Genomic DNA, 22,398 nt, shown 5'->3' on the forward strand with positions numbered 1-22,398 from the left:
CGCTCAGATAGGCTTGCCCTGAAGCAGCCTGGGCGCGCCGGCCGAAAGGCCGGCGGCCTGGCGTATGAAGAAGCTCTTGATGCGCGGCATGCGCTCGACCAGCCCGAGCCCGAAGTCGCGCAGGGCGCGCACCGGCGTGTGGTCGTTCGAAAACAGCCGGTTCAGGACGTCCGTGGTGACGCCCATCTGCACCGTGTCGAAGCGCCGCCAGCTTTGATATCCTTCCAGCACCGCCATCGAACCGATGTCCAGGCCGAGACGGTCTGCTTCCACGATCGTCTCGGCAAGCGCCGCCGCATCCTTGAAGCCAAGATTGAGACCCTGTCCGGCGATGGGATGAATGCCATGGGCGGCATCTCCGGCGAGGGCAAAGCGCGGCTTGACGAAATCGCGCGCCAGAGTCAGTGCCAGTGGGAACGCCTTGCGGCCGCCGACCACGCGCAATTCGCCAAGCTTCAGGCCAAAGCGCTGCTCGAGTTCCGACTCGAAGAGAAACTCGTCCTCCTCGACAAGGCGTCGCGCGTCCTCGGTGCGCTCGGTCCATACCAGCGAAGAGCGATTTCCCTTGAGGGGAAGGATCGCGAAAGGCCCCGCCGGGAGGAAATGCTCCTCGGCCCGGCCATTGTGCGGGCGCTCATGGGATACGGTGCATACGATGCCGGACTGGCCATATTCCCAGTTGACGGTCTTTATGCCGGCCATGTCGCGCAGCCGCGACCGCACGCCATCGGCCGCGACCAGCAGGCGGGCCGACAGCGTCGCGCCGTCGCCGTAACGCACGGTGAGCGCTTCCGCCGTTTCCTCGAAACCATGGACCGGCACGCCCTCGATCAGGCGCACGCCCAGAACCTCGGCGCGTTTCCGCAGGGCTTCGTTCAGCACGCGGTTCTCGACCATGTGCGCGAAGGGTTCTCCGGCATCGATCTCGCCGTCAAAGGTCAGGAACACCGGCCGCACGGGATCGGAGGTGCGCGAATCGGTAATGATCATTTCGGTGATCGGCTGCGCCTCGGGCAGGATCTCATCCCAGCATCCGAGTTGCTGCAGCATGCGCGAAGCGGCAGCGGCGATTGCCGAAGCCCGGGTCTCGTTGCGCCAGACGCCGCTTGGAGCAGCGTCGATTACCGTGACGGCGAGGTGCGGCGCCGATGATTTCAGGGCGACGGCCGTGGCCATGCCGACATAGCCGGCACCCGCGATGACAACGTCCAAAATCTGCGGCTCTGTTGCGTTTTTCTTGACCATTATCGTCTCCGGGTCTGGCTTCCATATGGCGCTTGACTTGTGCGGCTGTTCCTGTTGCAAGCGTTGGAACGCCGCAGAGGAGACGCGCCATCATGTCCGACGCCATGAAAGAGCTTTTGTCCATACTCGACCTTGAAACGCTTGAACACAACCTGTTTCGAGGTCGCAGCCCGCAGGTCGGCTGGCAAAGGGTCTTCGGCGGACAAGTGATCGGGCAGGCGCTGGTCGCGGCGCAGCGGACGGTCGACCCGGCGCGCCATGTCCATTCCCTGCATGGCTATTTCATGCGCGCCGGCGACCCGAAGGTGCCGATCATCTACGAAGTCGACAGGATCCGGGATGGTTCGAGTTTCACCACCCGCCGCGTGGTGGCGATCCAGCACGGCCATGCCATCTTTTCGCTCGAAGCCTCGTTCCAGGTCGATGAAGACGGGCTGGAGCACCAGAAGCCGAAGCCGCTCAATGTGCCGGGTCCTGAAAGCCTGATAAGCGACAAGGACCTGAAGCAGCAATATCTGGAAAACGCGCCGAAGATCATCCGGCAATATTGGGAGCAGGACAGGCCGATCGAGATCAAGCCGCTGTCGTTGACCCATTACATATCGCGCGAGAAGCTTCCGCCGGAGCAGAATGTCTGGATTCGAGCGACGGGACCGGTGCCCGAGGACCGGGCGATCCAGGCGGCCGTGCTGGCCTATCTGTCCGACATGACATTGCTCGATACCTCGCTTTATGCCCATGGCAGGACCATATTCGACCGCGACCTGCAGGTCGCCAGCCTCGATCATGCAATGTGGTTCCATCGCCCGTTCCGGTTCGATGACTGGATGCTCTATACGGCCGACAGCCCGAGCACTTCCGGCGCACGAGGCTTCAACCGCGGCGCCCTTTATGGCCGCGACGGCACCCTGATCGCCTCCACGGCACAGGAAGGCCTAATTCGTGTGCATCGGCAAGGTTAAATCTTAAACCACGACCATAACTCGCCCATTTTTTAGGCAGTGTGCACTGGCTCTGTGCGCGAGGTCATCTCTCGCAAAAAATCACTCTTTTGTTTCAATCTGTTAGCCGGGTCATTCGAATCTGGCACAAAACTTGAATCATCCCTGATAGTCACCGATGGCGCGAGCCGAGGCGATGTTTCCAAGCGGTCGGCTGCAGTCCGGTAATTCCACCGGGCGATCACCGCGAAAAGCGCAGGGGTAGATAGATGAAAATTGTGATGGCCATCATCAAGCCGTTCAAGCTGGATGAAGTGCGCGAAGCACTCACCGCTGTCGGCATCCAGGGCCTGACCGTGACCGAAGTGAAGGGTTACGGCCGGCAAAAGGGACATACCGAAATATATCGCGGGGCGGAATACGCAGTCAGCTTCCTGCCGAAGCTGAAGGTGGAAGTCGCGGTCGCATCGGACCTCGTCGACACCGCCATCGAGGCCATCACCACAGCTGCCAAGACCGGCCAGATCGGCGATGGCAAGATTTTCGTTCTCAGCATCGAGCAAGCCGTCCGTATCCGCACGGGCGAGACCGATACCGAAGCGCTGTAAGACATTTTGGGGTTCAAGGAGAGCATAATGAAAATTCCCACCAGTTTGACATCTGCGGCGCGCAGCACCCTCCTGGGGTCGCTGGCCGTCGCCGCGTTCGGCTCGCTTGCGGCCATTGCCCAGGAGGCGGCGCCGGCTGCTCCGGATGCTGCCGCTGCCGTGGCCGCCACGGCCAACAAGGGCGATACCGCCTGGATGTTGGTCGCGACCATCCTCGTCCTGTTCATGATCCTTCCCGGCCTCGCTCTGTTCTATGGCGGCCTGGTGCGGGCGAAGAACGTTCTCTCCGTGCTCATGCAGTGCACGGGCATCAGCGCCCTGGTCATGGTGATCTGGGTCCTCTGGGGCTATTCCTTCGCCTTCGGTGGCGGCACCGGAGCCTTCTGGGGCGGGCTCGGCAAAGTGTTCCTGTCGGGCGTGACGCCGGATTCGACGGCCGCTACGTTCTCGGATGGCGTTGTCATCCCGGAACTGGTCTTCATCTGCTTCCAGATGACCTTTGCCTGCATCACGCCGGCGCTCATCGTCGGCGCCTTCGCGGAGCGTATCAAATTCTCCGCGGTGATGCTGTTCGTCGCCCTTTGGGTTTCGCTCGTCTATTTCCCGATCGCCCACATGGTCTGGGATGCAAATGGTCTCATCTTCAACTGGGGCGCGCTTGATTTCGCCGGCGGCACCGTCGTTCACATCAATGCGGGCGTGGCCGGCCTCGTCGGCGCACTCGTCATCGGCAAGCGTGCCGGTCTCGGCCGTGACATGATGGCGCCGCATTCCATGCCGCTCACCATGATCGGCGCCTCGATCCTCTGGGTCGGCTGGTTCGGCTTCAATGCGGGCTCGGCTCTCGAGGCCAACGGCACTGCCGCCCTTGCCATGATCAACACGTTCACGGCCACGGCCGGTGCGATCCTCGCCTGGGTGATCATCGAAGCGCTGGCGCGCAAGACGGCATCCATGCTCGGCGCGGCGTCCGGCGTCGTTGCCGGCCTCGTTGCCGTCACGCCTGCTGCCGGTACTGTGGGTCCGATCGGCGCCATCGTGCTCGGCGCCATCGCAAGCGCGATCTGCTACTATATGGTGGCGGTGGTAAAGCCGAAGCTCGGCTATGATGACAGTCTCGACGTCTTCGGCGTGCACGGCATTGGCGGCATCATCGGTGCCATCGGCACCGGCATCTTCACCAGCGCGGCCCTCGGCGGCACCGGCTTTGCCGATGGCGTGACCATGGGCGGCCAGGTCTGGGTGCAGGCCAAGAGCGTTGGCGTGACCATCCTGTGGAGCGGTATCGGCTCGTTCATCCTCTACAAGGTGGTTGACGTGTTGGTGGGCCTGCGTCCAAGCGCCGAAAGCGAATCCATCGGCCTCGACCTCACATCACATGGCGAAGCCGCGTATCACAGCTGATCCTGGCGATCATTCTGCAGAAAGGGCCCGCTCGTCGGGCCCTTTTTGTTGTCCGGCCGCTCGAAGTCCGCGGCTTCCGTTCCATGGTTAATGCCCCCTTAACCATCGCGCCGTAACGTTAGAATCAAACATTGCGGCTCGTCTTGCCGCGTCGATGCTTTCAGGTGGGACCGGATTTCATGCGTCAGGGATATTCAGCCTCTTATGCCATCAATGACGAACGTGGTGGGTTCTCGCACCTGTTCCGCAGGCAGATCAATATTCTCGTTGGCATTGCCATCCTGTGCTTCGTCGCTTTCGCCATCGGCAGCCTGGCGACCTGGAACGTGCTCGATCCCAGCTTCAGCCATGCCACGTCCAATCCCACACGCAATGCGCTGGGCTATCCCGGTGCAGTCTTTGCCGATCTCGGCATGCAGTTCTTCGGCCTGTCGACGGTCGCCGCGCTGGTGCCCGCCGTCATCTGGGGGCTGCTGTTCCTGACCGGCCGCGGCGTCGACCGTATGCCGCGCCGTGCCGTCGCCTGGTTCTTCGCCTCGCTTCTGGCGGCTGCCATGGCGGGTTGCTTCACCATTCCTCAAAGCTGGCCCATGCCCATCGGCCTGGGCGGCGTGCTCGGTGATATCGTCTTGAAGATCCCGGCCCTGTTCACGGGATCGTTCCCGCGCGGCGGGCTTGCCATGATTCTCGTCGCGGTGCTGGCAGTGCCGGCGTTGTGGGTCTTCGGCTTTGCCAGCGGCCTGACCTATCGCGGCAGCGAGCCGGTCATTGCCAAGAAAACCAGCAAGCAGGTCGTTCCCGACGATGATTTCGACGAGGACGACGAGGATGAGGAAAGCGAAGGCGGCGGTTTTCTTGCCATTGGCGCGCTCGCCCACTGGTTCTACAGCATCCGCGCATTTTTCCGCCGCATCTTCGGCCGCAGCGCCAGCCTTTATGCCGCCGCCCGCCCGGCGATGCGCGCCGACGAGGTCTTCGCCGAGGCACCGGTTCGAGGTCGCGGCGCGGCCGAACGGCGCGAGCCGGGCTTCTATGATGACACGGCGCGCGATGCTGCGCCGCCGATCGACATCGGCAATGATGATTTCGACGATGAACGCTTCGATCCGGTGGCCTTCAGCGACGATGGGGAAATGGATGACTGGGGTGCGCAGCAACCGCCTCTCCGTCCTGCGCCCAAATTCGCCGGCACTGCTCGCATCGCCACGCCTGCGCCCGCGCCGAAGACCGGCGTGCGCATACAGCGCGAGGCGCAGACATCGCTGATCAAGCCGGAAGGTTTCGAAATGCCCTCGCTGCATTTCCTCAGCGAGCCGAAGAATGTGGTGCGCAATCCAAGCCTTTCGAAGGAGGCGCTGGAGCAGAACGCCCGGCTTCTCGAAGGCGTGCTCGAGGATTTCGGCGTGCGCGGCGAGATCATTCACGTGCGGCCTGGCCCCGTCGTGACCCTTTACGAGCTTGAGCCGGCGCCTGGAATCAAGTCGTCGCGCGTCATCACGCTGGCCGACGATATTGCGCGTTCCATGAGCGCCATCGCCGCGCGTGTCGCCGTCGTGCCTGGACGCAATGCCATCGGCATCGAACTGCCGAACCAGACGCGCGAGATGGTCTATCTGCGCGAGCTGCTCGCCAGCCGCGACTTCGAGCAGACGAAGACGAAGCTGGCGCTGGCGCTGGGCAAGACGATCAATGGCGAGTCCGTGATCGCCGATCTTGCCAAGATGCCCCACCTTCTCGTGGCCGGCACGACCGGTTCCGGCAAGTCCGTCGCCATCAACACCATGATCCTGTCGCTGCTCTACCGGATGACGCCGGAACAGTGCCGATTGATCATGATCGATCCGAAGATGCTCGAACTGTCTATTTATGACGGCATCCCCCATTTGCTCACGCCGGTGGTGACGGACCCGAAGAAGGCGGTCGTCGCGCTGAAATGGACCGTCAAGGAGATGGAGGACCGCTACCGCAAGATGTCCAAGGTCGGCGTGCGCAACATTGATGGTTTCAACCAGAGGGTGGAGCAGGCGCAGAAGAAGGGCGAGCGAATCGCACGCACGGTGCAGACCGGTTTTGATCGTGCCACGGGCGAGGCGGTCTACGAGACGGAGGAGCTCGATCTGAAGCCCATGCCCTATATCGTCGTGATCATCGACGAGATGGCCGACCTCATGATGGTGGCGGGCAAGGACATCGAAGGTGCCGTCCAGCGCCTGGCCCAGATGGCTCGTGCCGCGGGCATTCATGTCATCATGGCGACGCAGCGTCCTTCGGTCGATGTCATCACCGGTACGATCAAGGCCAATTTCCCGACGCGTATCTCGTTCCAGGTCACGTCGAAGATCGACTCGCGCACCATTCTCGGCGAGCAGGGCGGCGAGCAGTTGCTCGGCATGGGCGATATGCTCTACATGGCCGGTGGCGGCCGTATCCAGCGCGTGCACGGTCCCTTCGTCGGCGATGACGAGGTTGAAAAGATCGTCCAGCATCTGAAGCTGCAGGGCGTGCCGGAATATCTCGACGCCATCACCGAGGAAGACGAGGACGAGGATGGCGGCAACGGGCCCGCCGGCACCTCCAATCTGGAGGATTCGGACGACCCCTACGACCAGGCCGTCGCAGTGGTCCTGAGGGACAAGAAGGCCTCGACGAGCTATATACAGCGCCGTCTGGGGATCGGTTACAATCGGGCCGCGTCGATCATCGAGCGCATGGAGGAGGAGGGCCTTGTAGGTCCCGCCAACCATGCCGGCAAACGGGAGATTCTCGTGCCGACACAGGATGACGACTATTGACGTTACGTAACCGCGGGGCCTTGCATGGCACGCTGTTCGGGCCTGCGGAAACGGCGTGACCGGCGAGACGGCCGTTACGTTACGGGTGCGGCGGAACCGATGCCGTAACCTGCCGTTTCTTGGCCATAGTCAAGACAAACTGACCAGCTAGCGTCAGCACAAGTACAGGAGACAGAACCATGATGAGAACGAAGAGATTGTTACGTGCCGCGCGGGGCCTTGTTCGCCACCTGGCCGTGGCGTCCATCGTCGGCATGGGGCTCCTGGTCACCGCCGCTGGCGCACAGAACGCGCCGGCTGTTCCCGCCGCGGCGCAGCAGATCGCCAATCAGTTTTCCAGCGTGAAGACGCTGACGGGCGATTTCGTCCAGTTCGGACCGCGGGGAGAGCAGACGGAAGGTACGTTCTATATAGAGCGTCCGGGCAAGATCCGCTTCAACTACAAGAAGCCGTCGCCGATCCGAGTCATCTCTGATGGCGAATCGGTCGTAATCAACAATCGCAAGCTCGACACGTGGGACGTCATCCCGCTGTCGAAGACGCCACTGAAGCTGCTCCTCAGCGACCAGATCAACCTGACCGGCAATACGGTCAAATCGGTCAAGGAAGAGCCGGACATGACGACTATCGTCCTCGGCGACAAATCGATCTTCGGCAACTCAACCATCACGATGATGTTCGACCCGCGCAGCTATGAGTTGCGCCAATGGACGATCACCGATGCGCAGGGCCGCGATACGACGGTGATGATCACCAATGTCCGCACCGGCGTGCGCTTCGCCAAGGACATGTTCGCCATCGACTACACGCGCATCGCGATGAAGCGGAAATAACAGCTTGCGGGCATGCGGCTGTTTGACAATGGCATGTGCGGTTTTCATACGGCCGCACATGGTTTAGTGTCGGCCGCACGTCCCACCCCAAGAGCCGCTTTTCATGCCCTTTTCCGTTGCTACCTGGAACATCAATTCGGTGCGCCTGCGCCTGCCCTTGGTCCTGCAATTCCTGCAGGATCACCAGCCCGACATATTGTGCCTGCAGGAGACCAAGTGCCCGGACGATCTGTTCCCGCGCGAGGCTTTCCACGAAGCGGGATATGCCCATATCGAGATCAGCGGCCAGAAGGGCTATCATGGTGTTGCCACGCTTTCCCGCCGGCCATTGACCGAGCCCGCCCGCGTCGGCTTCTGCAACATTGCCGATTGCAGGCATCTCAGCACCGTCGTCGAGGCTGGCGGCAAGCGGATACGCATCCATAATTTCTATGTCCCGGCGGGCGGCGACGAGCCTGATCCCGAGATCAATCCGAAATTCGCCCATAAGCTGGGTTTCATCGACGAGATGAAGGCCATGCGCGCCGAATTCGGTGAAGGATCGGCTTCGTTGCTGGTCGGCGATCTCAACATCGCTCCGCTGGAGACGGATGTCTGGTCGCACAAGCAATTGCTGAAAGTCGTCAGCCATACGCCCGTCGAGACCGAGGGGCTCGAGAATTTGCGCCGAAGCGGCGGCTGGAGCGATCTCATGCGCCATCACATTCCGCCGAGCGAGAAGATTTATACGTGGTGGAGCTATCGCGCCGCGGATTGGAGAGCGGCGGATCGCGGCCGCAGGCTGGACCACATCTGGGGCTCGCCCGACCTGGAAGGCGACCTGCGCGATATCACCGTGCTGAAGGAAGCGCGGGGCTGGGAGCGTCCATCCGACCATGTCCCGGTGATCGCGCGGTTCGATCTGGACTGAGAGCCTAGCTTTCGCTGAACAAGTTGTCGTAGCGGGCGATGGAATCGATCAGTTCCTGGAGATCCAGTGAGATTTTCTCATAGAGAGACACGGCAAGATCGGGATATTCTTCCAATATCCTGCGGAAAAGCGAGCGATTGAGCCGGATTACCTCGGTTTCCGCGTCCGCCATGGCGCTGGTCAGCCGCTTCGTCTGGGCAATGATGGCCATCTCGCCGAGCACCGCGCCGGGTCCGACCGTTTTCAGGATCACGCGGCCCGAAGACCCTTCGCGAAAAAGCGAGATACTGCCGCGATCGATCACATAGGCGCAGTCGGCCGATTGACCCTCGCGGTAGAGTTCACGGCCTTCACGCAAGACGAGACGCTCGGTGCCGAAGGCGAGCAGACGCAGCTGATCGCGCGTAAACGTCTCGAACAGCCCCACTGTCTCCAGAATGCGAATATCATCTTCGATTGCCATGCAAGAACAGACATATACCTAGATTGGCCGCCGCAACATCAAGGAATGAGCTTGTATCCCCCGCTTTCCGTGACCAGTATGGTCGAATTCGAGGGATCCTGCTCGATTTTCTGTCGAAGACGATAAACATGCGTTTCCAGCGTATGGGTGGTGACGCCGGAATTATAGCCCCAGACCTCTTCCAGCAGCACGTCACGGGTGATGACCTTGCCGCCCGCGCGATAGAGATATTTTATGATCGCGACTTCCTTCTCGGTCAGCCTGATCTTGCCGCCCTTGGCATCGATCAGCATCTTCTGTCCCGGCTTGAACGTATAGGGGCCGACGACGAAGGTCGCGTCCTCGCTCTGCTCGTGCTGGCGCAGCTGCGCCCTGATACGCGCCAGCAGGACGGCGAACCGGAATGGTTTCGTCACATAATCATTGGCGCCGGATTCGAGCCCGAGAATCGTGTCGGAATCGGTGTCGTGGCCCGTCAGCATGATGACCGGCGCCTTGAAGCCGCCCTTGCGCAGAACCTTTACAGCTTCGCGCCCGTCCATATCGGGAAGGCCGACATCCATGATCAGGAGATCGACGATGCCATTCCTGGCTGCCTGGATGCCCTTGGTCGCATTGTCTTCTTCGATGATCTGAAACTCTTCATAGAGGCCCAGCTGTTCAACAAGGATCGACCGCAGATCGGCATCGTCATCAACGATAAGAATGGTACGTGCTGTCATTTGAACTCCGCCAAGTGGAAACAAGCCGTTGGAATTTAAGTCGAATTGGACAGGAAAGAAAGGGCATCGACTTGATATTGCTTATGTGGCGCATCAGTCTGGCATAAAAATGCGTTTTGTGAGGCAAGCATGCGTGGACGGAAATTGACAACGATCGTGGTACGCCGGCGCCCCGGCAACCCTTCGCAGGGCCAGCTTATCGCGGGTGGACTCGTGTTGCGTTGCGCCCTCGGGCGCGGCGGTATCAGCGCTTCGAAGCGCGAGGGAGACGGGGCTACGCCGCTGTCGACGATGCGCCTGCTTCACGGTTTCAAGCGCCCGGACAAGAAGGTCGCTGCGGCGACGGGCCTGCGCTTGCGCCCGCTCAAGCGCAATGATGGCTGGTGCGAGGTCAGCGGCGACCGCAACTACAACAGGCTGGTGCGCATCCCCTACAAGGTCAGCCACGAGACCATGTGGCGCGCCGACGATCTCTACGACATCTGCATCGTCCTCGACTGGAACATCAGCCCGCGCAAGCGTTCGCGCGGCAGCGCAATCTTCCTGCATCTGGCAAGGCCGGGCTACGGGCCGACCGAGGGCTGCATCGCGCTGAGCCGCCGCGACATGAACCGCCTGCTGCCGCACCTTTCGAGCGGCGCGTCCATCCGCGTCGTGCGCTGATTGCACCAACTAGGCGACGGTCGGCCTGAACGCCCAGACGGTGGTCTTCTTCACCTCCGAATCTTCCAGCGCTCGCGTAACGGCGACGGTGTAGGTAGCGAGGGCCTCGAGGTTCGTTTTCGGCAGGTAGGAGCGCCCCGGATCGCCCACCAGCACCACCGCGCCACGCGATGCCAGCCGGTCGAACCAGGGAGTGAGCCTGTCGGCCAGCGGCTTCTCGTAGAATACGTCGCCCGCCAGGATGACATCCCAGCCATGATCCTGGCCGATCAGATCCTCGGAGCAGAGTTCGAGGCCGACCTCGTTGATCGCTGCATTGATGCCGATGGCCTGGCCGGCGAAGCGATCTATCTCGCAGGAAATCGTCTTCGCAGCTCCCGCCATGGCGGCAGCGATGCCGACGAGACCCGATCCCGAGGCGAAATCGAGGACGACGAGGTCCGCGACGGTACCCGGATGATCGATCACATAGCGCGCAACAGCCTGGCCACCGGCCCAGGCAAAGGCCCAATAGGGCGGGGGAAGCCCAAGAACCGCCAATTCCTCTTCGGTCTTGTGCCATAGGTCGTGGGCTTCATCCGCCAGCCGGAGCCTTATCTCCGGCACGTGCGGAGGGGCCTGCAGTGACGTGTTGTTCAGTACGAATTGCCGAAAACGCTCGCTGTCCGGGTCCAGCGGAGCGTCGTTCATTCGGGTGCCGGAACCAGGCCGCCCATGCGGCAGACCTCTTCCCACTCATCCGGCGTCACCGGCTGGACCGAGAGACGCATGGATGTCACGAGCGCCATCTTCTCGAGCTTCGGGTTGGCCTTCACGTCCTTCAGCGTCACCGGGGTCGGAACGTCCTTGTAGGCGCGGATGTCCACGCATTCCCAGCGCGGATCGTCGGTGGTGCTGTCATGGTGGGCCAGGGCGCAGACTTCCACTATACCGACGACCTCAAGCCCCTCATTGGAATGGTAGAAGAAGCCCTTGTCGCCGATTTTCATGGCGCGCATGTTGTTGCGGGCCAGATAATTGCGGACGCCGTCCCACTGGGTTCCCTTGGAGCCGGCGGCCTTCTGCTTTTCCCACGACCATTTGTGCGGTTCGGATTTGAATAACCAGAATGCCATGATGTCGCCTATTTCGCTGCTGGATTCTTGATGGCCCAGTTCCATGGGCGGATATCGACCGAGGCGAACAGGCCAGCCTTCGCATAGGGGTCTTCGCTGGCGATAGCCTGCGCCGAAGCAGCGTCGGCGGCTTCGATGACGACGAGGCTGCCATTCGGCTTGCTGTCGGTATCGAGGAATGGTCCTGCGAATTTCAGTGCGTCGCCGAGTCCGTCGAGATAGGCGAGATGGGCCGTACGGGTATCGAGGCGCAGCTGGAGCTGGCCCGGCTTGTCGTTGCAGATGAGTGCATAGAGCATGGTTCAGTCCTCATTCTTTAGTGGGCGTGACAGAAGCGCCTCCATGGCCTGGTCGATGGTCACGGAGCCGGCAAGAATGTTTGCGACAGCGCTGAGGATGGGCGTCTCGATGCCACGCGCGGCGGCGAGCTTCACGGCAATTTCCGCCGTTGCGACACCCTCGGCAAGCGGCCTGGCGGTCAGGTCCTCGCCGCGCCCCAGCGCTATTCCATAGGAATAGTTGCGCGATTGCGGTGTCGAACAGGTAAGCATGAGATCGCCGAGGCCCGAAAGTCCCATGATCGTTTCCGGGCGAGCGCCGAATGCGCCGGCCAGCCGCCGCAGCTCCACGAAACCGCGCGTGATCAACGCAGCCTGCGCACTGGCGCCGAAGCCGCGCCCGATGGCAGCGCCGGCGGCGATCGCCAGGACGTTCTTCAGGGCGCCGCCGATTTCAACGCCGATCAGGTCGTCTGTCGAATAGCAGCGGAAGGTCGGGCCGGACAGCGTTGCGGCGATGCGATCGGCGAGATCGCCATCCTCCGCCGCGACGGTGACCGCCGTCGGCAATCCGCGCGCGAGATCGGTCGCAAAGCTTGGGCCGGACAGGGCGCCGAGCTGGTGATCGGGCAGGATATCGCCGGCAAGCTGCGACATCAGGCGGCCGGTGCTGCGCTCGATCCCCTTTGCACAGATCACCAGCGGCCGGTCGGCAGGGATCACAGCGCCGAGGGATTCGAGCGCCTGCGCCAGCGATTGGGCGGGGATGACGCAAAGGATGAGATCGGCGCGCTTGACCGCTTCCGCTGCATCGGTGCTGGCGGCCAGGCCGGGATGCAGATCGATGCCGGGAAGATAGGCTCCGTTGCGGTGGCTGCGATTGATCTCCTCCGCCACCAGAGGATCGCGCAGGTAGAGCGTCACATCATTGCCGTGGCGGGCGCACATGGTGGCAAGCGCCGTGCCCCAGGCGCCGCCGCCGAGCACGGCGATCGTGCTTCCGCTCATGCCTTGGCCCCCCGCCGTCCCGTTCCGATCAGCGGCACCGAGTGCTGGTCGAGCGGCCAGCGCGAGCGCGGCGCGATGTCCAGGCTGTCCGTTGCAATTTGTGCATGCGCCCTTTCCGCTGCCGCCCACGCGATCATCGCGGCATTGTCGGTGCACAGCGCCATTGGCGGCGCGATGAACCGGAAGCCGTTGCGGGCGCACAGAAGCTGCAGGCCATCGCGCAATACGGCATTGGCTGCAACGCCGCCGGCGACGACGAGGCAAGGCTCCGATATTTGCGGGAACTGGCTGCGGAAGCGGGCCAGCGAACGCGAAACGCGGTCATCGAGCGTATCGGCGACCGCACTCTGGAAGGCGGCGCAGATATCGTTGATGTCCTGCTGCGACAAAGGCTGCAGGCTGGAAGCAAGCTGCCGCACCGCCGTCTTGAGACCTGAAAACGAGAAATCCAGCCTGCTCTCTCCCTTCATCGGGCGCGGCAGGGCAAAGCGTTCCGGATTGCCTGAACGGGCAGCGATCTCCACCTGCGGCCCACCCGGATATGGCAGGCCGAGCATTTTCGCCGTCTTGTCGAAAGCTTCGCCGAGGGCGTCGTCTATCGTCGTGCCCAGGCGCTCATAGTCGCCCAGCCCCTTCACCAGCACCATCTGGGTATGGCCGCCGGATACGAGCAGCAGAAGATAGGGAAATGCGATACCATCGGTGAGGCGCGGCGTCAGCGCATGGCCTTCGAGATGATTGATCGCGTAGAACGGCTTCCTGGCCGCCATCGCGATCGCCTTGCCGGTCATGAGGCCGACGATGAGGCCGCCGATCAAGCCCGGTCCCGCTGTCGCCGCAACTGCGTCGACCTCGTCGAGCGTCATGCCGGCTTCGTCGAGGGCGCGGGTGATGAGGCCGTCGAGAACTTCCACATGGGCGCGGGCGGCGATTTCCGGCACCACGCCGCCATAGGGCGCATGGTCGCCGATCTGGCTGAGAACGACATTGGATCGAATGGCGCCGCCGCCGGCCTCGTCTCTCTCGACAATAGCCGCCGCCGTTTCGTCGCAGCTCGTTTCGATACCCAGTACGCGCATCATACCCTTCGTCGCATTGCCCCTGCAATAAAAGCCCGTTAGTAGAGGGCCGTATTCAATTCGCCTAACACGGACAGCTGCCAATGCAAACAAAAACGCTCAAGATCGGTACACGTGGGAGCGCTCTAGCGCTCGCACAAGCCGGGGAAACGCGTTCGCGCTTGATGGCAGCACATGGTTTCGCGCAGGAGCAGATCGAAATCATCGTCATCTCCACCAGCGGCGACCGCATCCAGGACCGGCCCCTGTCCGAGGTCGGCGGCAAAGGGCTGTTCACGCTGGAGATCGAAGAGCAATTGCTCGACGGCAGGATAGATTTCGCCGTGCACTCGTCGAAGGACATGCCGACCTTCCTGCCGGACGGACTGCATCTTTCGGTCTATCTCGAGCGCGAGGATCCGTGCGACGCCTTCATAGGCCGCCATGCGGGCGCGTTTCTCGACCTGCCGCACGGCGCCACGGTCGGTTCTGCTTCGCTGCGGCGCCAGGCTTTGATCCGGCGGGCAAGGCCGGATCTGAAGGTCGTCAACTTCCGCGGCAACGTGGAGACGCGGCTGCGCAAGCTGGCCGATGGCGATGTGGACGGAACCTTCCTCGCCAATGCCGGCCTGCGCCGGCTGGGGCTCGGCGATGTGGTGACCGAGCTGATGGACGTGGCCGATTTTCCGCCGGCGCCAGGACAGGGCGCCATCACCGTGGAAAGCCGGATCGGGGATAGCCGCATCGACGGGCTTCTCGCGCCGCTCAATCACCTGCCGACATCCACCGCCCTTGCCTGCGAACGCGCATTTCTCGCCGAACTGGACGGTTCATGCCGTACGCCCATAGCCGGGCTCGCCACCATTGATGGCGACACGCTGCATTTTCACGGCATGATACTCGTGCCGGATGGAAGCGAGGCGCATGAGATACGGCTCGAGGGGGCGTTGTCGGACGCCGCCGACATCGGCCAGGATGCAGCAAGGCGCCTGCGCGCGGTTGCAGGACAACATTTCTTCGCGGACTGGGTGTGATGCTGAAGACGGTTCTGGTGACGAGGCCCGAACCCGGAGCGACCAGAACGGCCGAAAGGCTCCAAAGGCGTGGTTACCAGCCAATTGTCCTTCCTTTGACGTCGATCGAGGCGATCGCTTGCGAGCTGCCGGGGCTGGACTTCGATGCGGTTGCCGTGACGAGTGCCAACGCCCTGCGGCACGCACCGCCGGATATGCTTGCGCGCCTGACCCATCTGCCGCTGTTCGCCGTGGGCGAGGCGACCGCCGACGAGGGGCGCAAGGCCGGCTTCGGCACCGTGACGGAGGGCGCTGGCGACGGGGAGCAACTGGCGGCCGTGTTGCGCGAGGAACTGCCGCGGGGCGCCCGCATCGCCTATCTGACCGGGCGGGTGCGCACGGCGGAATTCGAGCGCCTCGTCATGGCTGGCGAGCGACAGATGATCGCAGTGGAACTCTACGACACGAAATTCATCACCTATCAGGAGAATGACATCCGCTCCATTTTCAAGGACATCGTGCTCGATTTCTGCCTCGTCTACTCCGCCAAGGGCGGCGAGGCGCTGGTCGAGCTGGTGCGACGCGCGGCCGGGCCGTTCAGCAATACAAAGTTTCTCTGCCTCTCCGAGAAAATCGCCACAATATTGAACGCCAATGGCCTGACGAAAATCGGTGTCGCGAATCGACCGCAGGAGGAGGCCCTGCTGCGATTGATCGAGGGCTAGCCGGTCGCCGATGTTCGGCCGCGCGGGTGTTTCCTCCATGGAACTTCCTTGCTAGCTTAAGCCTTATCCTTGGTTGGATCCGCCAGCCCTATTGAGAAGAGAGAATTCATGGCCAAATCATCCGTTCCTCGTCATTCCCGACCCGCAAGAAAACCGGTGACGATCGAACTGAAGCCTGAATCCATAGAGACTGCGCGGGCCGCCCACGAAAAGCTTCCCGATCCCGAGCCTGTCGGCTTCGATCCCGCCTCTTCGTCCGGCCCAACTTCGTCCGGCCCAAGCGTGGCCGCTCCGCCACAGCCGCCGAAAACCGAAAAGCCCAGCGTTTCGCAGCCGGGCGACAACTTTGGAAGACCTGCCGCCGGGCCGGGTGCGGCATCGACGTCAACGCCGGTTCCGCCGGCAAGGGCCGAATCGTCTGCTCGCCTGGTCCTGGCCGGACTTGCCGGCGGCATCCTGGCCTTGCTGGGTGCCGCTGCGCTGCAATGGGGCGGTGTATTGCCTTCGCCGGGGCAGGATATTTCGAAGCTGGAAGCCGATATCGCCCAATTGCGCCAGGCGCCGGCTCCCGCGCTCGATCAGGCCAGTGTGGCCAGGATCGAAGAGGCGGCCGGCAACGCCAGAAGCGCTGTCGAACGCGCCGAGGGCGTCAATGCTGAGATCGCGTCCATCCGGCAGGAGCTTGCCGCGGTCAAGGATGCGGCCACAAATGCTGCTCCCGTGGATACGAGTGCGCTCGACGGCCGTATCGCAGGGCTCGAGAATTCGTTGCCCGAGGCCCGGCAGCAGCTGGAACAGGGCCTGAATGGCCTGACCCAGCGGCTCGACGCCATCGAAGCCAAGGTCAATGATCCGGCTGGCCAGGCCAATATGGCGCTGGCATTGGCTGCAACGGGGCTGAAAGCGGCGGTGGACCGCGGTCAACCGTTCAGGGCCGAACTCGATACCTATCTTTCCGTAGCGCCCGAGGACAAGGCGATCCAGTCGCTGGCGCCGCAAGCGGATGCGGGCGTGCCGACGCTTGCCGCGCTTGCCGATCAGTTCGCCGATGTTGCGCCGCGCATCGTCGCCAGTGCCCGCCAGGTCGATCCCAATGCCGGTATTGTCGATCGGCTCTGGGCCAGTGCCGCCAGTCTCGTCGAGGCGCGGCCGGTTGGAATGGTCGAGGGTGAGGGTGTCGATGCGAAATCCGCGCGCATCGAAGCCCATCTCCGCTCCGGAAACCTCCAGGCTGCCATAGACGAATGGAACTCGCTGCCGCCCGATGCGAAATCCGCCTCGCAGGCGTTTGGAGATGCCATGTCCGCGAGGCTCAACGCCAACAAGACGATGTCCGAAGCCCTGACCGGTGCTCTCTCCGGTGTCAAGTCGACGGCGAGCCAGGGAGTCGGGCCATGATGCGCATTCTCTTCTTCTTCATCGTCGTCCTGATGCTGGGCGTCGGTTTCGCCTGGCTGGCGGACCGGCCGGGCGACCTGGTGCTGACTTTCTCCGGCATGCAGTACAAGGTGAGCCTCATGGTGGCAGCGACGGCTGTCGTGGCCATCGTTGCGACCGTGATGCTGGCCTGGTGGCTCATCAAGAGCATCGTCGCCTCGCCCTATGCCCTGCGCCGCCACTTTCGCGCCCGCAAGCGCGACCGCGGCTACCAGTCGCTTTCAACCGGCCTGATAGCGGCGGGGGCGGGGGATGGTCAAAAGGCGCGCCTGATGATCAAACAGGCCGAGAAACTTCTCAATTCCGACCAGGAACCGCTGATAAAGCTGCTCGATGCCCAGGCTGCGATGCTTGAGGGGCGCACCGATGATGCGAGGCAGAAATTCGAGGCCATGCTCGATGATCCCGAGACACGGCTTCTGGGCCTGAGGGGGCTTTACCTCGAGGCGCAGCGCCTTGGTGCAAGGGATGCCTCGCGGCACTACGCCGAAGAGGCTGCGGCCCTCGCGCCCAGTGTGGAATGGGCTGCGACCGCGGCGCTTGGCCAGAAGGTGACGCATGGCGATTGGGATGGCGCCCTGGTACTTCTCGACAAGCAGAAATCGGCGCGGCAGATCGACAAGGACAAGGCAAAACAGGAGCGCGCCGCCATCCTGACGGCCAAGGCGACAGAACTGTTCGAGACCGACCCGCTCTCGGCCCGGCCGCTGGCCATCGAGGCGAACAAGCTTGCGCCCGACCTCATTCCCGCCGCCATCATTGCCGCGAGGACGCTGTTCGAGCAGGGCGATCTGCGCAAGGGCTCGAAGATAATCGAGCAAAGCTGGAAACGGACGCCCCATCCCGATGCCGCGGACATTTATGTGCATGCCCGTGTCGGCGATTCGGCGGTCGACCGGCTGAAACGTGCCCGCCGTCTCGCCGGCCTCTATCCGAGCCATCCGGAATCGGGCCTCGCTATCGCCCGTGCGGCGCTCGATGCCGGCGAATTCAGGATCGCGCGCGAGGCCGCCGAAGAGGTGGTGCGGAACAAGCCGAGGGAAGGGGCATATCTGCTTCTGGCCGATATCGAAGAGGCGCAGACAGGCGATCAGGGCCGGGTGCGCCAATGGCTCTCCCGCGCGGTAAAGGCGCCGCGCGATCCCGCCTGGACGGCCGACGGGTTCGTTTCACCGCAATGGGCCCCAGCCTCGCCGGTCACCGGCCGGATCAACGCCTTCGAATGGAAGGTTCCGGTAGAGCAGCTCGGACCCGTCATCGACGTCGGCGACGACGATCTGCCGACTATTCCGGATATCGATGCGGCGCCGGCAGCCAATGCCGATGCAAAGTCGGAGCCGATATTGCCGCCGCCCGCGCCGGCCAGGTCCCGGGCGCATGAAGCCCCGGCTGAAATCGCCGAGGCAGAGGTCGTCGCATTCGAACCGGCGCGCACCGCCCCGGAACCGAAGAAGGCTGACAAGACCAGCACCGACCAGCGGCCGGTGGCCTCGGTATTGCCGCGCCTGGCGGAAGACGAACCCGAACAAGGGTCAAGCGACGAAATATTCGTCGCGCCGGTGCCGGACGATCCGGGAGTGCGGCCGGAGCATCAATCGCGCAGTACCGCAAAAAAAGGCCGCCTGTTCTAGGCGTCATTCGGGCTTTTGCGGCAAGATGCACAATGGCGGTCGCGGATTCCGCAGGTTATGAACGAGCAAACTTGCGTGAACACGAAAGATGGATGGATGCTGGATCGTCTCGTCACCTTCTTCAAGACCCTCCCTTCAGGCGAAAGCGGAAAGGAGAAATTCTCGCGCTCCGATCCGCGGCTGGCGGCGGCGGCATTGCTGTTCCATGTCATGGACGCCGACGGAGACAGTGGCCGGGAAGAGCGCAAGCGCATCTCCCAGCTGATCTCCGATGCCTATGGGTTGAAGGGCGAGGCATTGCAGCGCCTGCTGAACGATGGCGAGCGTGCCGATCAGGAGGCGGTCGATCTCTACAGTTTCACCAGCATCATCAAGCGCAATCTGGACGAGAAAGCGCGTATCCGCTTCATTGAGCTCATGTGGGATGTCGTCTATGCTGACGGCACGGCGCACGAGCTGGAGGACAATGTCGTCTGGCGCGTTGCCGAACTGATCGGCGTTTCGACGCGCGACCGGATTGCGATGAAGCAGAAAGTGGCTGAGCGCGCCAGTCAGATCGCACAGGACGAATAGGACCGGACTTGCATGTTCCAGAACGGATGGATCGATAGCGATGTGTTGCGCCCTCCGAAGATACTGGCAATTCTACATCAGGAACGCTCCAGCGCCGGCCGGGTTGGCCAGCTGCTCATCCAGGCCGGCTTCGCGCTGGACATAAGGCGCCCGGCGCTTGGCGACCCGCTGCCCGAGACTTTGGCCGATCATGCCGGTGCGGTGATCTTCGGCGGGCCGATGAGCGCCAATGATCCCGAGGAATTCATCCACGCCGAAACCGATTGGTTGAAAGTGCCGCTGGCGGAGGACAAGCCGTTTCTCGGCATCTGCCTAGGTGCGCAGATGCTGGCAAAACATCTCGGAGGCGAGGTCGCGCCCCACCCCGAGGGCCTGGTCGAAATCGGCTGGTATCCGCTGCGGGCCACCGAGGCCGGCAGCGAGCTGATGGAATGGCCGTCGATGGTCTATCATTTCCATCGGGAAGGCTTTGCGCTGCCGGCGAGCGCCACGCTGCTCGCAACCGGCGACAGCTATGCCAACCAGGCGTTTCGCTACGGTGCCAATGCCTGGGGCGTGCAGTTCCATGCGGAGCTGACGCGCGCAATGATGCAGCGGTGGGTGGTACGCGGCTGGGAGAGGTTCTCGCTGTCGGGAGCGCAGCATGGAAGGCAACATCTGGAGGGCCGGATGATCCATGACGCCCTGTTGAAGGCCTGGCTGCAACGCTTCCTCACGCTGGTGTTCGGCAAGCCCGAGCTCGAGGGCAGTCGACAGGAGACAGCCAGGTCCTGACCCGGCGACGTCAGGTGCGGCCCTGCAGGTTGCGCGCCTTGCGCAATTGCGGGAACCAGTAGGCCCACAATCCGGCAACTGCGACAGTGCCGACGCCGCCGAACACGACGGCCGGGATGGTGCCGATCAACGAAGCCATGATGCCGGCACGGAACTCCCCAAGCTCATTGGAGGCGCCGACAAAGACCATGTTCACCGCATTGACGCGGCCGCGAACATGATCGGGCGTCCACAGCTGTAGCAGGGTCTCGCGTATATAGACGCTGATCATGTCGGCGGCACCCATCAAAGCGAGGAGAACGATCGACAGCCAGCCGATGTTCGAGACACCGAACATGATCGTCAGCACGCCGAACAGCGCGACGAAAGCAAACATCGTCAGCCCGGCATGATCGCGGATCGGGTGACCCGTCAGCCATACCGCAGTCAGGATCGCGCCTATCCCGGGCGCGGCGCGCAGCATGCCAAGCCCCCAGGGCCCGAGGTGCAATATATCGCGCGCATAGACCGGCAGCAGCGCAACGGCGCCGCCGAGAAGGACGGCGAAAAGATCGAGCGAAATGGCGCCCAGAACGACCTTTTCCTTCCAGATATAATGAAATCCGGCCAAAAGCGTCTTCATCGAGCGGTCTTCCGCCAGATTGTGCTGGGCCGGCTTCGGTATGGAGAAGGTGGAGATCATCGCGATCGTCAGCATCGCCGCGGCGACGCCATAGGCGGCTATCGGCGAAATTCCGTAAAGCAGTCCGCCGGCGACTGGTCCGACGATGGTGGCTATCTGCCATGCGGAGGAATTCCACGAAACCGCATTGGCGAAGATTTCCGTCGGCACGAGATTGACCACGAGCGAGGCTGAGGCGGGTCCGAGGAAGGCCCTGCCGATGCCGAAGCCGACGAGCACTGCGAAAACCGGTATCGGGCTGAATTCGCCGGTAATGGTCAGAAGCAGGAGAAGGAAGGAGCAGATGACTTCGAGCCCGAGCGACAACCCCATGATGAGGCGCCGGCCGAAGCGGTCCGAGGCTGCCCCTGTGATCAGCACCAGCAGGAGCGCCGGCGCGAACTGCACCAGGCCGACGATGCCGAGATGAAAAGGATCGCGCGTCAGATCATAGATCTGCCAGCCGACGGCGACGCTGATGATCTGGATGGCAAAGGAGCCAAAGAAGCGGGCGAGCCAGTAGCGAGCAAATGATGAATTGCGGAACGCCGCATAGCGGTCCGTTGCAGCGCTCGTTTCGGAAGGAATCATTTGGACGGATAGCTCCTGGAGGGGGACCTATCTCTTAGGCCTCGGTGGCTGGCAGATCAAGTTGAACTGTGACCCGGTCGGTAGGCGATGGAAACGAGCCGGTTCGGCCGGCTCGTTTCAGGCTTGCGCAACCGCGTCGGATCAATCGCGTCCGAGGAGCGCCTTCCAGATGATGGCGCCAATCGCGGCACCGACCAGCGGCGCGACCCAGAAGAGCCAGAGCTGGCCGAGCGCAGCGGTTTCGGCAAACAGCGCGACGCCGGTGGAGCGGGCGGGATTGACCGAAGTATTGGTGACCGGGATGGATACGAGATGGATCAGCGTCAGGCCGAGGCCGATCGGAAGGGGCGCAAATCCCGCAGGCGCCGTTGCCGAGGTGGCTCCCAGAATGATGATCACGAAGAACGCCGTCAGCACGATTTCGGTGACGAGTGCCGCGGTCATGCCGTATCCGGTTGGCGAAAGTTCGCCATATCCGTTGGAGGCGAAGCCGCCGGGGGCAAAACCTGCCTTGCCCGAGGCGATGAGGTAGAGGACCGCTGCGGCAGCAATCGCGCCGATGACCTGGGCGATCCAGTAGGGAATGAGGTTCTTTGCCTCGAAGCGGCCGGCCAATGCCAGGCCGAGCGATACGGCAGGGTTGAAATGGCCACCGGATATGCCGCCCACGGCATAGGCCATGGTGAGAACGGTCAGGCCGAAAGCCAGTGAAACGCCAAGATATCCAATGCCGACATCCGGTATGGCGGCGGCCAGAACGGCACTGCCGCAGCCACCAAGGACAAGCCAGAAAGTACCGAAGAATTCGGCAGAAAGCTTATTGAGCATGGTAAACCCCCTAGAAAAACGGCCCGGGATGGACCGAATCACAAGGAGTAAATTTATTCCGGTTTGCGGATTTCAACAATATTCGGAGTAAAGCAGCGGATATACATGCCGAATGCCGCTTTGCC

General features: G+C 62.6%; 23 protein-coding genes. 13 read left to right on the forward strand and 10 right to left on the reverse strand.

Annotated features, from left to right (window positions below; translation table 11 throughout):
* Positions 1–3 precede the first annotated feature (3 nt).
* On the reverse strand, positions 4–1,245 hold the full coding sequence (locus M8997_RS09450) for a ubiquinone biosynthesis hydroxylase (protein ID WP_250016548.1): 1,242 nt from the start codon (positions 1,243–1,245) through the stop codon (positions 4–6).
* 92 nt (positions 1,246–1,337) lie between these two features.
* On the opposite strand from M8997_RS09450, the gene tesB reads away from it, so the two are divergent.
* The 6 genes from tesB to M8997_RS09480 all read left to right on the forward strand — a co-directional run bounded on the left by tesB (position 1,338) and on the right by M8997_RS09480 (position 8,733).
* The gene (gene tesB, locus M8997_RS09455) at positions 1,338–2,207 is read left to right on the forward strand and encodes an acyl-CoA thioesterase II (RefSeq protein ID WP_250016552.1); all 870 of its coding nucleotides are present in this window, start codon (positions 1,338–1,340) and stop codon (positions 2,205–2,207) included.
* A gap of 248 nt (positions 2,208–2,455) precedes the next feature.
* A complete protein-coding gene (locus tag M8997_RS09460; protein ID WP_250016555.1) occupies positions 2,456–2,794 on the forward strand; it encodes a P-II family nitrogen regulator in 339 nt (112 codons plus the stop codon).
* A gap of 27 nt (positions 2,795–2,821) precedes the next feature.
* On the forward strand, positions 2,822–4,198 hold the full coding sequence (locus tag M8997_RS09465; protein WP_250016572.1) for an ammonium transporter: 1,377 nt from the start codon (positions 2,822–2,824) through the stop codon (positions 4,196–4,198).
* Between the two features lie 179 nt (positions 4,199–4,377).
* On the forward strand, positions 4,378–6,990 hold the full coding sequence (locus M8997_RS09470; RefSeq protein WP_250016574.1) for a DNA translocase FtsK: 2,613 nt from the start codon (positions 4,378–4,380) through the stop codon (positions 6,988–6,990).
* Between the two features lie 179 nt (positions 6,991–7,169).
* Positions 7,170–7,823 carry an outer membrane lipoprotein carrier protein LolA gene (locus tag M8997_RS09475; protein ID WP_250016577.1) on the forward strand — a complete coding sequence of 218 codons (654 nt, stop codon included), beginning with the start codon at positions 7,170–7,172 and terminating at the stop codon, positions 7,821–7,823.
* Between the two features lie 103 nt (positions 7,824–7,926).
* The gene (locus tag M8997_RS09480; protein ID WP_250016579.1) at positions 7,927–8,733 is read left to right on the forward strand and encodes an exodeoxyribonuclease III; all 807 of its coding nucleotides are present in this window, start codon (positions 7,927–7,929) and stop codon (positions 8,731–8,733) included.
* Positions 8,734–8,737: 4 nt separating this feature from the next.
* Here M8997_RS09480 and M8997_RS09485 read toward each other — a convergent pair whose 3' ends face one another.
* Together M8997_RS09485 and M8997_RS09490 are read right to left on the reverse strand one after the other, a co-directional pair.
* Positions 8,738–9,196: a cyclic nucleotide-binding domain-containing protein gene (locus M8997_RS09485; RefSeq protein ID WP_250016595.1), complete on the reverse strand. Its 459-nt coding sequence runs from the start codon at positions 9,194–9,196 to the stop codon at positions 8,738–8,740.
* Positions 9,197–9,234: 38 nt separating this feature from the next.
* The gene (locus M8997_RS09490; protein WP_250016615.1) at positions 9,235–9,918 is read right to left on the reverse strand and encodes a response regulator transcription factor; all 684 of its coding nucleotides are present in this window, start codon (positions 9,916–9,918) and stop codon (positions 9,235–9,237) included.
* Between the two features lie 129 nt (positions 9,919–10,047).
* Here M8997_RS09490 and M8997_RS09495 point away from each other — a divergent pair, with 129 nt between their 5' ends.
* Positions 10,048–10,581: a L,D-transpeptidase gene (locus M8997_RS09495; protein ID WP_250016618.1), complete on the forward strand. Its 534-nt coding sequence runs from the start codon at positions 10,048–10,050 to the stop codon at positions 10,579–10,581.
* A 9-nt stretch (positions 10,582–10,590) separates the two neighbouring features.
* Here M8997_RS09495 and M8997_RS09500 read toward each other — a convergent pair whose 3' ends face one another.
* From M8997_RS09500 to tsaD, 5 genes are read right to left on the reverse strand one after another with little or no spacing between them, the layout of a single operon-like run.
* Entirely contained in the window at positions 10,591–11,271 is a 681-nt protein-coding gene (locus M8997_RS09500; protein WP_250016622.1) for a methyltransferase, read from the reverse strand.
* The gene (locus tag M8997_RS09505; RefSeq protein ID WP_250016626.1) at positions 11,268–11,696 is read right to left on the reverse strand and encodes an EVE domain-containing protein; all 429 of its coding nucleotides are present in this window, start codon (positions 11,694–11,696) and stop codon (positions 11,268–11,270) included. Before M8997_RS09505 ends, M8997_RS09500 begins: the two co-directional genes overlap by 4 nt.
* 8 nt (positions 11,697–11,704) lie before the next feature.
* Positions 11,705–11,995, reverse strand: coding sequence for a YciI-like protein (locus M8997_RS09510; RefSeq protein WP_250016629.1), 291 nt, complete (start codon positions 11,993–11,995; stop codon positions 11,705–11,707).
* 3 nt (positions 11,996–11,998) lie between these two features.
* Positions 11,999–12,982 carry an NAD(P)H-dependent glycerol-3-phosphate dehydrogenase gene (locus tag M8997_RS09515; RefSeq protein WP_250016632.1) on the reverse strand — a complete coding sequence of 328 codons (984 nt, stop codon included), beginning with the start codon at positions 12,980–12,982 and terminating at the stop codon, positions 11,999–12,001.
* Positions 12,979–14,061, reverse strand: coding sequence for a tRNA (adenosine(37)-N6)-threonylcarbamoyltransferase complex transferase subunit TsaD (gene tsaD / locus M8997_RS09520; protein ID WP_250016636.1), 1,083 nt, complete (start codon positions 14,059–14,061; stop codon positions 12,979–12,981). The genes M8997_RS09515 and tsaD overlap by 4 nt, the downstream gene beginning before the upstream one ends.
* An 83-nt stretch (positions 14,062–14,144) precedes the next feature.
* On the opposite strand from tsaD, the gene hemC reads away from it, so the two are divergent.
* The 6 genes from hemC to M8997_RS09550 all read left to right on the forward strand — a co-directional run bounded on the left by hemC (position 14,145) and on the right by M8997_RS09550 (position 20,193).
* Positions 14,145–15,074 carry a hydroxymethylbilane synthase gene (gene hemC / locus M8997_RS09525; RefSeq protein ID WP_250016639.1) on the forward strand — a complete coding sequence of 310 codons (930 nt, stop codon included), beginning with the start codon at positions 14,145–14,147 and terminating at the stop codon, positions 15,072–15,074.
* Positions 15,074–15,778, forward strand: coding sequence for a uroporphyrinogen-III synthase (locus tag M8997_RS09530; protein WP_250016642.1), 705 nt, complete (start codon positions 15,074–15,076; stop codon positions 15,776–15,778). The genes hemC and M8997_RS09530 overlap by 1 nt, the downstream gene beginning before the upstream one ends.
* A gap of 156 nt (positions 15,779–15,934) precedes the next feature.
* Complete coding sequence (locus tag M8997_RS09535; protein WP_250016675.1) at positions 15,935–17,176, forward strand: mitofilin family membrane protein; 1,242 nt, start codon at positions 15,935–15,937, stop codon at positions 17,174–17,176.
* The gene (locus tag M8997_RS09540) at positions 17,173–18,846 is read left to right on the forward strand and encodes a heme biosynthesis protein HemY (RefSeq protein ID WP_250016679.1); all 1,674 of its coding nucleotides are present in this window, start codon (positions 17,173–17,175) and stop codon (positions 18,844–18,846) included. Before M8997_RS09535 ends, M8997_RS09540 begins: the two co-directional genes overlap by 4 nt.
* Before the next feature lie 96 nt (positions 18,847–18,942).
* Complete coding sequence (locus tag M8997_RS09545; RefSeq protein WP_250017205.1) at positions 18,943–19,419, forward strand: TerB family tellurite resistance protein; 477 nt, start codon at positions 18,943–18,945, stop codon at positions 19,417–19,419.
* Positions 19,420–19,431: 12 nt separating this feature from the next.
* On the forward strand, positions 19,432–20,193 hold the full coding sequence (locus tag M8997_RS09550; RefSeq protein WP_250016682.1) for a glutamine amidotransferase: 762 nt from the start codon (positions 19,432–19,434) through the stop codon (positions 20,191–20,193).
* Positions 20,194–20,203: 10 nt separating this feature from the next.
* Here M8997_RS09550 and M8997_RS09555 read toward each other — a convergent pair whose 3' ends face one another.
* Together M8997_RS09555 and aqpZ are read right to left on the reverse strand one after the other, a co-directional pair.
* Positions 20,204–21,445: an MFS transporter gene (locus tag M8997_RS09555; protein WP_256473221.1), complete on the reverse strand. Its 1,242-nt coding sequence runs from the start codon at positions 21,443–21,445 to the stop codon at positions 20,204–20,206.
* Between the two features lie 141 nt (positions 21,446–21,586).
* Entirely contained in the window at positions 21,587–22,273 is a 687-nt protein-coding gene (gene aqpZ, locus M8997_RS09560; protein ID WP_250016685.1) for an aquaporin Z, read from the reverse strand.
* Between the last annotated feature and the right edge of the window lie 125 nt (positions 22,274–22,398).

Source organism: Phyllobacterium sp. 21LDTY02-6 (assembly GCF_023554255.2).
GTDB lineage: Bacteria > Pseudomonadota > Alphaproteobacteria > Rhizobiales > Rhizobiaceae > Phyllobacterium.